The organism is Cryobacterium breve (assembly GCF_027594785.1).
Classification (GTDB): Bacteria; Actinomycetota; Actinomycetes; order Actinomycetales; family Microbacteriaceae; genus Cryobacterium; species Cryobacterium breve_A.
On sequence record NZ_CP075584.1, the window covers coordinates 779,375 to 791,876 of the forward strand.

Genomic DNA, 12,502 nt, shown 5'->3' on the forward strand with positions numbered 1-12,502 from the left:
GAACAGCCGCATTCGCCGTCACCGACCGCCACGACCACCATCACCATCACCAGGAGAATCATGACGAACGACACCGCGGTCTCGCGCCGCACCGCACTGCTGATCGGCACCGCAGGCACCGCCGCCGTGACCCTCGCCGCGTGCGCTCCGACCACGACGGGTGGCACGGCCGCGGGGTCGGGAGGTTCGACGGCTGCCGCGACGCCCTCCGCCGGCGGCACCGCCGCTGCCGGGAGCGGCGGGACCGTGGTCGCCAAGCTCTCGGACATCCCGGTGGGCGGCTCGATCGAGACCGCCCTGAACGGCAAGGCCATTTTCGTCAGCCAGCCGACCAAGGGCAACGTCGTGGCGTTCAGCGCCGTGTGCACACACCAGGGCTGCATCGTGAAGCTCGTCGACACGTCCTTCGACTGCCCGTGCCACGGTTCGAAATTCGACACCAAGACGGGCGCCGTTCTCGCGGGCCCAGCCCCGAAGCCGCTGATCGGCATCACCGTCACGGTTTCGGGAGACTCGGTCACCGCGAGTTGAGCGGGCGGAGGAACCGGCGGCGGAGCCGGCTCCTCCGCCGCCGGGCTCCCCGGGTCGACCGGGGTGATCCAGCCCCGGTCCGGTCCGGTCCGTCCGCGAGTCGTTCAGTCTTCCGGGACGGCCGCCCTGCGGGTGAACCGTACCGGGTCTTCGAGGTAGGGCAGCCAGGCGGCGCGTTCGCCGGCGCTGATCTTGCGCGGGCGCTGCGTCGCGGCGTCGATGAGAACGATCGTCGTACTGGCCTGCGCGTACATCACGGCCGGCTCGGTGTCCACCGGCCCCCAGACCTCGTAGCAGACCTCTAGGCTCGCGCCGCCGAGCTTGCCGAGCCAGAGGCGGATGTCCACCGGCTGCCGCAGGTACGGGATCGACAACAGGTACTCGGCTTCGAGCCGCGCGATCACGGTGAGCGTTGCCGCGCCGGGCCGGCCGTCGAGAACGGCGGTCCCGGTCCCCGAGCCCGGGTCCACCTCGTCGTCGAGCCAGAACGCCTGGATGCGCGCCTCCTCGAGGAGGCGCAGCATCGAGGCGTTGTTGACGTGGCCGTACGCGTCGAGGTCTGACCAACGCAGGCTGATCGGCACGTGCAGCTTCATCAGGGACCTAGTCGCGCGTGAGCTTGCGGTACGCGGACCGGTGCGGCTTCGCGGCGTCGGGGCCGAGCCGCTCGATTTTGTTCTGCTCGTAGGATTCGAAGTTCCCCTCGAACCAGTACCAGCTCGCCGGGTTCTCGTCCGTGCCCTCGTAGGAGAGGATGTGGGTCGCGATCCGGTCGAGGAACCACCGGTCGTGAGTGATGACCACGGCGCAACCGGGGAACTCGAGGAGCGCGTTCTCGAGGGAGCCGAGGGTTTCGACGTCGAGGTCGTTAGTCGGCTCATCCAGGAGCAGCAGGTTGCCGCCCTGCTTGAGGGTGAGCGCGAGGTTCAGGCGGTTGCGCTCTCCACCGGAGAGCACGCCGGCCTTCTTCTGCTGGTCGGGCCCCTTGAATCCGAACGTCGACACGTAGGCGCGGGACGGGATCTCGGTCTTGCCGACCTGGATGTAGTCCTGGCCGTCGGAGACGACCTCCCAGAGCGACTTGTTCGGGTCGATGCCGGTGCGGTCCTGGTCGACGTAGGAGATGTCGACGGTGTCGCCGATCTTCAGCTCGCCGCCGTCGAGCGGCTCCTTGCCGACGATGGTCTTGAAGAGGGTGGTCTTTCCCACGCCGTTCGGGCCGATGATGCCGACGATGCCGTTCCGCGGGAGGGTGAAGCTGAGCCCGTCGATGAGTACGCGGTCGCCGAAGCCCTTGTGCAGCTTCTTCGCGTCGATGACCTGGGCACCGAGGCGGGGACCGACCGGGATCTGGATCTCTTCGAAGTCGAGCTTGCGGGTGCTCTCGGCCGCGGCGGCCATCTCCTCGTAGCGGGCGAGGCGGGCCTTGGACTTGGCCTGTCGTCCCTTGGCGTTCGAGCGGACCCACTCGAGTTCGTCGGCGAGACGCTTGGCCATCTTCGCGTCCTTCTTGCCGGCGATCAGGAGTCGTTCCTGCTTCTTCTCGAGGTAGGTCGAGTAGTTGCCCTCGTAGGGGTAGAGGTGGCCACGGTCGACTTCGGCGATCCATTCGGCGACGTGGTCGAGGAAGTACCGGTCGTGGGTGACGGCCAGAACGGCGCCGGCGTACTGGGCGAGGTGCTGCTCGAGCCAGAGCACGCTCTCGGCGTCGAGGTGGTTGGTGGGCTCGTCGAGGAGGAGGAGGTCGGGCTTCTGCAGCAGAAGCTTGGTCAGCGCCACGCGACGCTTCTCACCACCGGAGAGGTCGGAGACTGCTGAGTCTCCCGGGGGCGTGCGGAGGGCATCCATCGCCTGCTCGAGCCTGGGAGTCGAGGTCCCAGGCGTCGGCGGCGTCGATGGCTTCCTGCAGGGTGCCCATCTCGGCGAGAAGGGTGTCGAAGTCAGCATCAGGTTCGCCCAGGGCGGCGCTGATCTCGTTGAACCGGTCGACCTTGGCCTTGATCGGGCCGACGCCTTCCTGCACGTTCTCGAGGACCGTCTTGGTCTCGTCGAGTTCCGGCTCCTGCATCAGGATGCCGACGGTGTAGCCCGGTGAGAGCTTCGCCTCCCCGTTGCTCGGCGTGTCGAGGCCGGCCATGATCTTGAGGATCGTCGACTTTCCGGCACCGTTCGGCCCGACGATGCCGATTTTGGCACCGGGGAAGAACGACATCGTGACGTCGTCGAGGATGAGCTTGTCGCCTACCGCCTTGCGTGCGCGGACCATCGTATAAATAAATTCGGCCATAGTGCTTACCAGTCTATTTGCCGCGTGGCCCCGATCAGACACCGGCCGGTCGAGATCACTGCGGTGGCCATGCTGTGGAACCCGCCGGACTTCGGCCCGTTCTGTCCGATCAGGCACCCGTCAGCGAAACGGACCGAGAATTGCACGGAGTCGGCATCGAGATTGACGCTCGTCTTGTCGAACCCGACCTCGATCATCGCCTTGTCGAATCCGGCGGCGACGAGCGCGTCCACGAAGCCGCGACCGCCCGACGCGGGATCCACGGCCGCTGCGACCTGGTTGGAAGTATGCGATGTTCGCCTGGGCGCCGAGTTCGGGTCGCACTGCGGGCGCGGGGGCCGCGGCGGTCGGCGTCGCGGAGGCGACCGGAGTGCTCGTGGGAGTGGTCGCCACGGGCGTCGGTACGGCGGCGCCTGAGGCACAGCCGGCCAGGGCTGCGATAACGAGGCCGCCGATGACGACGCCCAGAGCGGGTCGGAGTGTCGTCCTGTGTGCTGCCGGCACGTCTGTCCTCCCGAGGCCGCGGTGCGGCCAGTGCCATCGAGTCTAAACCGAGCTCACGGCCGGCTCGCCAGCGCCGGCGGCTGGGACGGCGGTTGGGCCAACGGTTGGGGCAGCCGTTTGGGCGGCGGTTGGACCAGCGGTTGGGGTGGCCGCTGCCGTGTCCGTCACCGGGCGCAGGTAGTTCGTTGTGCACCAGGACAGGTCATGGCCGACCGCCTCGGCCTCGACCTCGACCGAGGTGCCGGATCGTTCGGCGTTCTGCCACGCTCGCACCCGCAGCTGCCCGGCCACGAGGACATGCTCGCCCTTCCGTACCGACCGCACGACGTTGTGGGCCAGATGGCGGAACGCGGTCACGGTGTACCAGTTCGTGTCGGCGTCGACCCAGCTGTGCAAGGTCCGGTCATACCGGCGCTGTCCCGAGGCCAGCCTGAAGGACGTGATCGCGAGGCCGGCGCTCGTCACGAGGTGGCGCGGCGTCGTCGCCACGATTCCGGTCACGGTGATGCTGTTGCTCATGGTGTCTCCCGTCCTGGTCGGCGCCGGACGCTCGCCCGGCGTAGGCCCGGGGGCGACGCTCGTGCCTGTCTCCGACGCCCCCGGGTCACGTCCGAGTGTGCGTCCGTGTGCACACGGACGATCCGCGGCATCCGTTTGCGGGGACGAGACCGCAGAACGGATGCCTGTTGAGGAGGGTCCCCTCCCCCTGCGGCCCTAGAGTGATCCCATGAGCTTCGTCGCCGCTGAAAACCGCTACTCGGACATGACCTATCGCCGGACCGGACGGAGCGGGCTCAAGCTCCCGGCCCTCTCGCTCGGCCTCTGGCACAACTTCGGGCACGAACGTCCCATCGACACCCAGCGGGCCATCCTGCGCAGGGCCTTCGATCTCGGTGTCACGCCCTTCGACCTCGCCAACAACTACGGCCCGCCATACGGTGCAGCGGAAACCAACTTCGGCCGGATCTTCGCGGAGGACTTCAGGCCGTACCGCGACGAGATCATCGTGTCGAGCAAGGCCGGCTATGACATGTGGGCGGGCCCGTACGGCGACTTCGGGTCCCGCAAGTACCTGCTGTCGTCCCTCGACCAGAGCCTCGGGCGCCTCGGCCTCGACTATGTGGACATCTTCTACTCGCACCGTCCGGACCCGGAGACCCCGATCGAGGAGACGATGGGCGCCCTCGCGACCGCCGTCCAGCAGGGCAAGGCCCTCTACGTCGGCGTGTCCAACTACTCGCCGGAGGAGACCAGGGCGGCCGCCGCGGCGCTCGCCGAGCACAAGATCCCGCTGCTCATCCACCAGCCGCGCTATTCGATGTTCGACCGGCACATCGAGGACGGCCTGTTCCCCGTGCTCGACGAACTCGGTATCGGCAGCATCGTCTTCTCCCCACTCGCCCAGGGCCTCCTCACCGACCGGTACCTCGGCGGCAGCGTCCCGGAAGGGTCGCGCGCGGCGACGAGCCGTTTCCTCTCCGAGAACGCCCTGACGGACACCTACTTCGAGCGAGCCCGTGCCCTCAATGAGATCGCTCTCGGCCGGGGCCAGACGCTCGCCCAACTCGCGGTGACCTGGATCCTGCGCCAGCCGCAGGTGACGAGCGTGCTCGTCGGCGCCAGCAGCGTGCACCAGCTCGAACAGACCGTCGCCGCCCTCGATGCGCCGACGCTGACCGAGGCCGAGATCACGGACATCGAGCCGTTCGCGGTGCACGGCACCGGCCGGGATTCCTGATTGGGGTATCTGTACGCGCTCCTCGCGTCCCTGCTCTTCGGGCTCAACGGGTCGACGACGAAAGTCATCGTTGAGGCGGGGTTGTCCCCCGCGCAGCTGACCTTCGTCAGGGTCACGGTGATCATGGTGCTCGCGGGCGCCGTGCTGCTCGTCACGAACCGCACGGCGTTCCGCATCGACCGACGCCAGCTCGCCGTGATGGCCCTGCTCGGCGTCGCCGGGGTCGCGCTGATCCAGTGGTTCTACGCCGTCGCGATCAGCCTGCTCCCGGTCGGTATCGCACTCATGCTCGAGTACTCCGGCGTTCTCCTGATCGCCCTCGTGGCGCGGTTCGTCTTCAACGAACGGGTCAAGCCCCGGATCTGGTGGGCGATCGGGTGTGTGCTCGTGGGCATGGCCGTCGTCGCGCAGATCTGGGCGAGCCCACTTTCCGGGCTCGGGGTCGTCGCGGGCGTCGCGGCGGCGATCTGCCTCGCGGTCTACTTCCTCGTCGGTGAGCGCCAGGTCGCGAGCTCGTCTCCGCTCGCCGTGGCCTTCTGGTCGATGCTGTTCGCGAGCGCCTTCTGGCTGCTGCTCAGCGGATGGTGGCAGATCGACCCGGCACTCCTCACCGAGTCCGTGCGCCTGCACGGCAATCTCGCCACCGTGGCGGCCCCGCTCTGGACGCTCCTGCTCTGGAACGGGGTGCTCGGTTCCTTCGCCCCGTACCTGCTCTCGTACATGGCCCTCGCGCGCCTGACCGCGACCGCGGCGGGAATCGTATCCGCATCGGAGGTCATCTTCGCGTTCGCCTTCGCGTTCCTCTGGCTCGGCGAGACCCTCGACGGGGTCCAGGCGCTCGGCGCCCTGCTCGTCCTCGCCGGGATCGTGGTGGCCCAGACGGCCCGGGCCAATCGGCCGGTCGACCTGGACCTGGCCGGTCCCGGTGTCACCAGCGCCATCCAGCTGCCCTAGCCCTCCGGCGTCCCGGTCTCCCCGGGGACACCGGGACACGGTTCGAATGTCGGGGGTCCCCCGTAGCGTGCTGAACACAGCACCAGCCACCCGAGACCCCGCCACCCGGCACCGGAGGACCCCATGACCGACACCCCGTTCCTGGCCCCGCTTCGAGCCCCTCGCCGCGACATCGCGGCCGTTCGCGGCCTCGCCCTGGTCCCGGTGAAGGACGGTCTCTGGCGGGTCACCGGCCGGTCGGGCGCCGTCCTCGGCCACATCGAACGCAAGCTCGACGACCGCGGAGAATCGTTCGCCGCGCGGCGGCTGCTGCCGGCCACCCGCACGCTTGACCTGGGCACCTTCTGGCAGCTGGCGGATGCGGCGGATTGCTTCCGATGAAGAGCCGGGCCGCCATGGGTTCTCCGACCACATTGAGGCACCCACATTGAGGCACGCCGTCGGCAAAGCAGCCCAAGCCGCCGAGCTCGCGATACAGTGCGGCACATGACGTGGTGGAATAGTTTCGTATCCTGGCTCACGGCAGCCAGCAACCAGACCGTGGTGAACACAGCCGTGGTGTTCATCGTTGCGATCGTGATCGCCGGCGTTCTCACAGCCCTGATCGGGCGCGGCGCTATCAAGCAGGCTCCTCGTTCAGCACGACCGGGAGCTCAAGGCCGCCGCCATCGGCGCTCTCATCGATGCCGCGACCGAGGCATCCGTCTGGAATTCCCTCACCCCGCAGGAGCAGGTCATGGCGGACCGTGCCGTCGGTCAGGCCGACATCCAGGTGCGCCTTCTTCCGATTCGCGGCGCGGGCGTCGCGGCCGACTGGGCCTCGCACCAGCTCAACGAGCTCAAGCGCACCTCGGCGACCTTCGGTTACCAGTTGGAGCCGGCCCTTCTGGAGTTCCGCGATCGCCTGATCGAGTGGCAGGACAAGCCCCGCCGTACCCGCAAGGTGTTCCAGAGCGACCTTGACCGGTGGAAGACGCAGAATTCCAGCTCGGAATCGAGCCTTCTCGCCCAGCAGGATGCGTGGGCTGCCCAGCAGCATCATGACCAGTTCAACGAGGCCCTTCCGGCCGCACCCGTCCCCGCCTCTCCCGCACCGAGCGTGCACGCGGCCAGCCAGTCCACGCCGTCGACGGAGACCCAGCGCCTCCTCGATGACGTGCAGGCCCTCGAGGTGCGTCCGGCGCCGATCAACCACCCGTAGCGCTGCCACGCACAAAGAATCGCCCGGAGCATTCGATGCTCCGGGCGATTCGTGCTTAACGGTGTCCGGCGGGCGCCGAGCGGCTCAGCGCCACCACTCGTCGAAGAGGGACGCCGGCACCTGACGCTTGTGCTCGGTGTTCAGGAACCGGGCCTCGATGGCCGCAGCGACCTCGTCGTCGACGGGGAGACCCTCGAGGTAGTCGTCGATCTGCTCGTAGCGCAGGCCGAGGTTGTCCTCATCGGTCTGGCCGGGGTTGCCGTCGAGCAGGTCGGCCGTCGGCGCCTTGAGGTACAGGTGCTTCGGCGCGCCGAGTTCGATGAGGAGCGCCTTGCCCTGGCGCTTGGTCAGTCCGGTGAGCGGCAGCACGTCCGCACCGCCGTCGCCGTACTTGGTGAAGAAGCCGGTGACGGCCTCTGCGGCATGATCGGTGCCGATCACGAGGAGTCCGCGCGCCCCGGCGATGGCGTATTGGGCGACCATGCGCTCCCGGGCCTTGGCGTTGCCCTTGTCGAAGTCGGGCAGGGCCTCCCCGGTGCTGTCTTCGTATTCGGCCGCGATCCCGTCGACCGCGCGCTGCACGTTGAAGGTGAGAGCAGTGTGCGGCTGGATGAAGTCGAGCGCGAGTTCGCCATCGGCGTCATCGTGCTGCACGGCATACGGAAGTCGGACCGCCACGAACTCGAATTCCTGTCCGGCGTCGTCGAGCTCCTCGATGGCGAGCTGGGCCAGTCGACCGGCGAGGGAGGAGTCCTGTCCGCCGCTGATGCCGAGGATCAACCCCTTCGCACCCGAACTCACCAGGTATTCCTTGAGGAAGTCCACCCGTCGGCGAATCTCGGCAGCCGGATCGATAGTCGGTGACACATGCAGTTCGGCGATGATGCGCGCCTGAAGTTCTCCCATGCATCGAATCTATCAAAACGGTCTGACCGGTCGCCCCGAGGTCACTGGGTTTCTGCTCTGGTGCGGGCTGTGAAATCAGCGGCCGGAGGTCTTGACTGGAGGCATGCAGATCACGAAGGTGTCCGCGCGCGTTCGGGACACGGACGCAGCAGCGGGATTCTTCGAGAACGTTCTTCTCCTGAAGGTCGACGGAAAGGTCGACGGGGATGCGGACACCGTTCAGGTGCGCATCGGGGCGACCATGCTCGAGCTCACGGAGGACCGGGAGACCGTCGGCCGGCACCACCTGGCCATTACGATCCCCTCCAACAAGTTTTCAGCGGCCCGGGACTGGCTGGAGCCCCGATCCACCCTGATCGGCACTCCCGATGCCGACGAGTTCGAGTTCGCGGCCTGGAATGCCCGCTCGCTCTACTTCTCCGGGCCGGACCGTTCGGTCCTCGAGCTCATCGTCCGGCGCGACCTCGACAACGACACCCGCGGCGCCTTCACGAGCGCCGACCTGCTCTGCATCAGCGAGGTCGGCGTCGCGACGAACGACGTCCTTGCGACGGCCGAATTCCTGAGGACCGAAGCGGATGTCCGGCCGTACGCCGGTGACCCCGGCCGCAACTTCGCCCCGGTCGGAGACACCGACGGCCTGCTGATCCTCGTCTCACCCGGCCGGCCCTGGTTTCCCACGACGGATCGCGGGGCGTCGCCTGGGCCGATCCTGGTCGAGGCCACGGGATCCCGGCCGGGAGACTATCCCCTGGGCGTCGGAAGCATTCTCCGGATCCGGTGACTGGTTGTCGCGGCATCCGCTGCGCGGAAGTGCCGTACGCGGCGTGATGCGGTGCCCCCGGTTGGAATCGAACCAACGACAAGCGGATTAGAAGGCCGCTGCTCTATCCACTGAGCTACGGGGGCGCGGAGCGCTTCAACGATACCGCAGACCCGGACCCCGCCGCCGCGGTCGGCCCGGCCGGGCTCGCTGGCGGGCCGGGGCCCGCGTCGGAGCCCGCCGCTAGACTCGGACCATGACAAAAAGCAGTGACCGGTTGGTCTGGATTGATTGCGAGATGACCGGGCTCGACCTGGAAAACGATGAACTGGTGGAGATTGCCGTGGTCATCACCGACTACGACCTCAACGTCATCGACCCGGGCCTCGACATCATCATCAAGCCGAACGCCTCCGCGCTCGCGAACATGAACGACTTCGTGCGCAACATGCACACGACCTCCGGCCTCATCGAGGAGATCCCGAACGGGGTCAGCGCGGCCGAGGCCGAATTCGAGGTGCTCGAGTACGTGCTCAAATTCATCCCGGCGGAACAGAAGGCCCCGCTCGCCGGCAACTCGATCGGGACGGATCGCTCGTTCCTCGCCAAATACATGCCGCGCCTGGACAACCAGCTGCACTACCGCAACGTCGACGTCTCCTCCATCAAGGAACTCGCCCGCCGCTGGTACCCGCGGGTGTACTTCAACGCCCCGACCAAGGACGGCGGCCACCGTGCCCTCGCCGACATTCTCGAGTCGATTCGCGAGCTTGCGTACTACCGCCAGACCGTGTTCGTGGCCGACCCCGGGCCCACGAGCGACGAGGCAAAAGCACGCGCCGCCGACGCCGTGTCCACATTCAGTCCAAACGTGTAATAGAATTCTTGAGTTGCCGCTGATCCTTCGGGAAAAGCGCAGCACATGGTGGTTGTAGCTCAGTTGGTAGAGCGTCCGGTTGTGGTCCGGAAGGTCGCGGGTTCAAGCCCCGTCAGTCACCCCAAGTGAAGTCGGCAGTCCGTTCAGCATCGTATTCCTATGACATGCTGAACGGATGCCGCAGCTCAGCCCAGATGACTTCAACGCCGAGAAGTTCAGTCACGACGAGTTCGAGAAGCTCGTCGTCGACGAACTCGATCTCCTTCCCGATGACATGGTCGACGGGCTCGAGAACGTCATCTTCGTGGTCGAGGATCGTCCGGAGGACGGTTCCCTGGACACCCTCGGCCTCTACGACGGGGTGGCCCTGACGCACCGCGACCAGTACGGTTTCGGCGAGATGCCGGACCGGATCATCCTGTACCGGGAATCCCTGCTCGCGATCGTCGGTTCCCTCGACGAACTTCGCGACCAGGTGCACATCACCCTCGTGCACGAAATCGGACATTTCTACGGGATCGATGACGACAGGCTGCACGAGCTCGGCTGGGGATGACCGGCACTTGTTAGCCTCGACTCATGAGTAAATTCCGGCCCGGCCGCGCCTTGGGCATCACGGTCGGTGCCCTCGCCATCCTTGTCATCGGCGTCTATGGGCCCGCGACGCTCCTCGGGCCGCTCCCGATGGTGAAGGCGACCGTGGTCTCTGCGCCGGTGGCTCCGGCAGCCGCCACTCCCCCGGTGCTCCCCGCTGCGGGCACGAGCGCAGTCGTGAGCCTCGTGCCACCGGCCGCAGGTGCGGCAAACGCCGCGACGACGGTCGCACCTACCGCGATCGCCGCAGCAGGCAGCACAACGCCGCTGCCGATGGCCGCAGCGGCGAAGATCGTCACCGCCCTCGTCGTGCTCTCGGCCAAGCCGATCGATGCGGGCGCCGCCGGGCCCGGCGTGCCTATCACGCCCGCCGACTACCAGGACTACCTCGACTACGTGGCCAATGGCGCGCGCACGGTCATCGTCTTCCCCGGTGAGACCTGGACGCAGCAGGAACTCCTGCAGGCGATGATCCTCGGCTCGAGCAACAACCACGCGGACACCCTCGCCCGGTGGGCCTTCGGCTCGGTCGACGCGTACGTGACCGCCGCCAACGCCTGGCTCGCCAAGGAAGGCCTCGCGGGCATCCACGTCGCAGATGCCACCGGCCTCGCGGATGCGAGCGTCGGGACCGGAACGGACCTGGCGCGGCTCGCGGGCCTCGCCGCGACCAACCCGGTGATCAGCCAGATTCTGGCGAGCCCGGCATCCGCTCTCGTCGGCCAGCGCGGAGTCGACAATACGACGGCGTACCTGGCCGAAGAGGGCATCACCGGCCTCTCCCGCAGCTATACGGATGCCGGCGGCGTCTGTTTCCTGTTCACCGCTAGCGTCGGAACGGCACCGGCGACCTTCACCTTTGCAGGGGCCGTGATCGGCGAGCCGGACTACGACACGCTCACGGCCGATCTGGAAGGCGCTGATGGCCAGCGCGAAGGCGGGCGTCACCGACCTCCCGATCCTCGCGGAGGGCGCGGCATACGTTCGCTTCGACGCCCCCTGGGACGCGACGGCATCGGGCGTCGTGAAGACCGGCAAGACCCGGTTCGGCTGGCAGGCCACCCCGGTGGGAGCAGCAACACTCGACCTGGACGCGTTCGCGACCGGTCGCTCCGGTGCGACGGTCGGCCGGGTCACCGTGGATGCGAGCGGTGAGGCCGTGACCTCACCCCTCGTGCTGGATGCGACGATCAGCGCTCCCGGACCGGGTTGGCGACTGCTCAACCCGGTGCCGATGATCTCGGCGCTCCTGGAGCAGTAGGCGACTACTCCGGCTGGTCTTCCGGCACGTACGGGTCGCTGTCCGTCGCGTCGAAGCGGTAGCGCACGTGGATGCGGCCCTGCACATCGCGTTCGTCGACCTCGTCGTACCAGAACAGGGTCTCGATGCCCTCGACGAGGGAGACCATGCTGATCCGGCTGTCATGCGCACCCTGCACGAGCACTCGGGAATCGACCTGCCCTTCGAGGGGGCCATCGATGAATTCGGCGGTGTAGAAAACTTCTTCGGGAGCTGGACTAGTCATGTCCTAACGGTAGTCCGATTTCCCCGTTCTCAGCGGAGGCCGGGGGTTCCGTCGAGTTCGATCGTCGCCCAACGCGCCGGGTCCTCACGCACGAGGAATCCCTGCCATTCCGCCTGCCACTGGTCCCAGTGCGACCGGAACGCCTCACCGTCTCGTGCGAGGGCCCGCTGCTTGCGTTCCGCGTCGTCGGCCGTGAGCCAGATCCGTACATCGCTCAGTCCGGCATTGGCCGCCGAGAGGGTGCCGCAGCCCTCGACGAGCAGCGGGCGGGCCGGGTCGACCGGGTGCCATTCCGCCGGCGCGGCGGAGCCCCAGTCATAGCGACGCCAGGCACCGGGCAGCCCGGCACGGTGTCGGCGCAGCACGTGTTCGGTCAGGTGCGCGCTCGCGGCGGCGAGTCCGTTCCAGCCGGGATAGATGTCGTCGAGCCGGATGAGCGTGGGCCGCCCCGCCGTCCGCCCAGACGTCCGCCCAGCCGTCGAAGGCCACGCGTCGAGGATGCGGTCGGCGAGGGTGCTCTTGCCCGCACCGCTCGGCCCGTCGATGAGGATGACGACGGGTGCGGCATCCGCCCTCTGCTGTGCGGCTATTGCGGCCACCACCGGTGCGAGCCGCACCTGG

15 protein-coding genes, 2 tRNA genes and 1 pseudogene are annotated in these 12,502 nt (G+C 67.7%); 10 read left to right on the plus strand and 8 right to left on the minus strand.

Translation table 11 applies throughout. From position 1 onward, the window contains the following. Nucleotides 1-60: 60 nt before the first annotated feature. Complete coding sequence (locus KIV56_RS03765; RefSeq protein WP_281535203.1) at nt 61-531, plus strand: ubiquinol-cytochrome c reductase iron-sulfur subunit; 471 nt, start codon at nt 61-63, stop codon at nt 529-531. Between the two features lie 104 nt (nt 532-635). Here the strand turns inward: KIV56_RS03765 and KIV56_RS03770 are convergent, their stop codons facing one another. The 4 genes and pseudogenes from KIV56_RS03770 to KIV56_RS03785 all read right to left on the minus strand — a co-directional run bounded on the left by KIV56_RS03770 (nt 636) and on the right by KIV56_RS03785 (nt 3,841). After that, nucleotides 636-1,127 (minus strand): acyl-CoA thioesterase, encoded by a 492-nt coding sequence (locus tag KIV56_RS03770; protein WP_281535204.1) that lies wholly within the window; start codon nt 1,125-1,127, stop codon nt 636-638. A 7-nt stretch (nt 1,128-1,134) separates the two neighbouring features. Beyond that, nucleotides 1,135-2,818, minus strand: a pseudogene (gene ettA, locus KIV56_RS03775) (energy-dependent translational throttle protein EttA). Nucleotides 2,819-2,823: 5 nt separating this feature from the next. After that, a complete protein-coding gene (locus KIV56_RS03780) occupies nt 2,824-3,081 on the minus strand; it encodes a DUF6993 domain-containing protein (RefSeq protein WP_281535205.1) in 258 nt (85 codons plus the stop codon). A 283-nt stretch (nt 3,082-3,364) separates the two neighbouring features. Further along, on the minus strand, nt 3,365-3,841 hold the full coding sequence (locus KIV56_RS03785; RefSeq protein WP_281535206.1) for a single-stranded DNA-binding protein: 477 nt from the start codon (nt 3,839-3,841) through the stop codon (nt 3,365-3,367). 208 nt (nt 3,842-4,049) lie between these two features. Between KIV56_RS03785 and KIV56_RS03790 the strand changes: the two genes are divergently transcribed. From KIV56_RS03790 to KIV56_RS03805, 4 genes are all read left to right on the plus strand, one after another. Continuing rightward, a complete protein-coding gene (locus KIV56_RS03790; protein WP_281535207.1) occupies nt 4,050-5,060 on the plus strand; it encodes an aldo/keto reductase in 1,011 nt (336 codons plus the stop codon). Next, nucleotides 5,061-6,014 (plus strand): DMT family transporter, encoded by a 954-nt coding sequence (locus KIV56_RS03795; RefSeq protein WP_281535208.1) that lies wholly within the window; start codon nt 5,061-5,063, stop codon nt 6,012-6,014. A 123-nt stretch (nt 6,015-6,137) separates the two neighbouring features. Next, nucleotides 6,138-6,395 (plus strand): hypothetical protein, encoded by a 258-nt coding sequence (locus KIV56_RS03800; RefSeq protein WP_281535209.1) that lies wholly within the window; start codon nt 6,138-6,140, stop codon nt 6,393-6,395. Between the two features lie 355 nt (nt 6,396-6,750). Then, nucleotides 6,751-7,215, plus strand: a complete 465-nt coding sequence (locus tag KIV56_RS03805) for a hypothetical protein (protein ID WP_281535210.1) — start codon at nt 6,751-6,753, stop codon at nt 7,213-7,215. A gap of 84 nt (nt 7,216-7,299) precedes the next feature. Here the strand turns inward: KIV56_RS03805 and nadE are convergent, their stop codons facing one another. Next, nucleotides 7,300-8,121, minus strand: coding sequence for an ammonia-dependent NAD(+) synthetase (nadE, locus tag KIV56_RS03810; protein ID WP_281535211.1), 822 nt, complete (start codon nt 8,119-8,121; stop codon nt 7,300-7,302). A gap of 103 nt (nt 8,122-8,224) precedes the next feature. Between nadE and KIV56_RS03815 the strand changes: the two genes are divergently transcribed. Then, nucleotides 8,225-8,905, plus strand: coding sequence for a VOC family protein (locus KIV56_RS03815; protein WP_281535212.1), 681 nt, complete (start codon nt 8,225-8,227; stop codon nt 8,903-8,905). 52 nt (nt 8,906-8,957) lie between these two features. On the opposite strand, the gene KIV56_RS03820 is transcribed toward KIV56_RS03815, so the two are convergent. Continuing rightward, nucleotides 8,958-9,030, minus strand: a tRNA-Arg gene (locus KIV56_RS03820). A gap of 110 nt (nt 9,031-9,140) precedes the next feature. On the opposite strand from KIV56_RS03820, the gene orn reads away from it, so the two are divergent. The 4 genes from orn to KIV56_RS03840 all read left to right on the plus strand — a co-directional run bounded on the left by orn (nt 9,141) and on the right by KIV56_RS03840 (nt 11,510). Beyond that, nucleotides 9,141-9,761 (plus strand): oligoribonuclease, encoded by a 621-nt coding sequence (gene orn / locus KIV56_RS03825; protein WP_281535213.1) that lies wholly within the window; start codon nt 9,141-9,143, stop codon nt 9,759-9,761. A 48-nt stretch (nt 9,762-9,809) separates the two neighbouring features. Further along, nucleotides 9,810-9,885, plus strand: a tRNA-His gene (locus tag KIV56_RS03830). 51 nt (nt 9,886-9,936) lie between these two features. Next, the gene (locus tag KIV56_RS03835) at nt 9,937-10,317 is read left to right on the plus strand and encodes a metallopeptidase family protein (protein WP_281535214.1); all 381 of its coding nucleotides are present in this window, start codon (nt 9,937-9,939) and stop codon (nt 10,315-10,317) included. 23 nt (nt 10,318-10,340) lie between these two features. Beyond that, nucleotides 10,341-11,510, plus strand: a complete 1,170-nt coding sequence (locus tag KIV56_RS03840) for a D-alanyl-D-alanine carboxypeptidase family protein (protein WP_281535215.1) — start codon at nt 10,341-10,343, stop codon at nt 11,508-11,510. Between the two features lie 110 nt (nt 11,511-11,620). Here KIV56_RS03840 and KIV56_RS03845 read toward each other — a convergent pair whose 3' ends face one another. Both KIV56_RS03845 and KIV56_RS03850 read right to left on the minus strand, forming a co-directional pair. Further along, complete coding sequence (locus KIV56_RS03845; RefSeq protein ID WP_281535216.1) at nt 11,621-11,881, minus strand: hypothetical protein; 261 nt, start codon at nt 11,879-11,881, stop codon at nt 11,621-11,623. Between the two features lie 29 nt (nt 11,882-11,910). After that, nucleotides 11,911-12,498: an ATP-binding protein gene (locus KIV56_RS03850; RefSeq protein ID WP_281535217.1), complete on the minus strand. Its 588-nt coding sequence runs from the start codon at nt 12,496-12,498 to the stop codon at nt 11,911-11,913. Nucleotides 12,499-12,502: the final 4 nt, after the last annotated feature.

Bases quoted from the DNA above. Each gene is read 5' to 3' on its own strand.
- nadE (WP_281535211.1), bottom strand. From the start codon at position 8,121: ATGGGAGAACTTCAGGCGCGCATCATCGCCGAACTGCATGTGTCACCG.
- KIV56_RS03765 (WP_281535203.1), top strand. From the start codon at position 61: ATGACGAACGACACCGCGGTCTCGCGCCGCACCGCACTGCTGATCGGC.
- orn (WP_281535213.1), top strand. From the start codon at position 9,141: ATGACAAAAAGCAGTGACCGGTTGGTCTGGATTGATTGCGAGATGACC.
- KIV56_RS03785 (WP_281535206.1), bottom strand. From the start codon at position 3,841: ATGAGCAACAGCATCACCGTGACCGGAATCGTGGCGACGACGCCGCGC.
- KIV56_RS03840 (WP_281535215.1), top strand. From the start codon at position 10,341: ATGAGTAAATTCCGGCCCGGCCGCGCCTTGGGCATCACGGTCGGTGCC.
- KIV56_RS03770 (WP_281535204.1), bottom strand. From the start codon at position 1,127: ATGAAGCTGCACGTGCCGATCAGCCTGCGTTGGTCAGACCTCGACGCG.
- KIV56_RS03800 (WP_281535209.1), top strand. From the start codon at position 6,138: ATGACCGACACCCCGTTCCTGGCCCCGCTTCGAGCCCCTCGCCGCGAC.
- KIV56_RS03835 (WP_281535214.1), top strand. From the start codon at position 9,937: ATGCCGCAGCTCAGCCCAGATGACTTCAACGCCGAGAAGTTCAGTCAC.
- KIV56_RS03805 (WP_281535210.1), top strand. From the start codon at position 6,751: ATGGCGGACCGTGCCGTCGGTCAGGCCGACATCCAGGTGCGCCTTCTT.
- KIV56_RS03845 (WP_281535216.1), bottom strand. From the start codon at position 11,881: ATGACTAGTCCAGCTCCCGAAGAAGTTTTCTACACCGCCGAATTCATC.
- KIV56_RS03790 (WP_281535207.1), top strand. From the start codon at position 4,050: ATGAGCTTCGTCGCCGCTGAAAACCGCTACTCGGACATGACCTATCGC.
- KIV56_RS03815 (WP_281535212.1), top strand. From the start codon at position 8,225: ATGCAGATCACGAAGGTGTCCGCGCGCGTTCGGGACACGGACGCAGCA.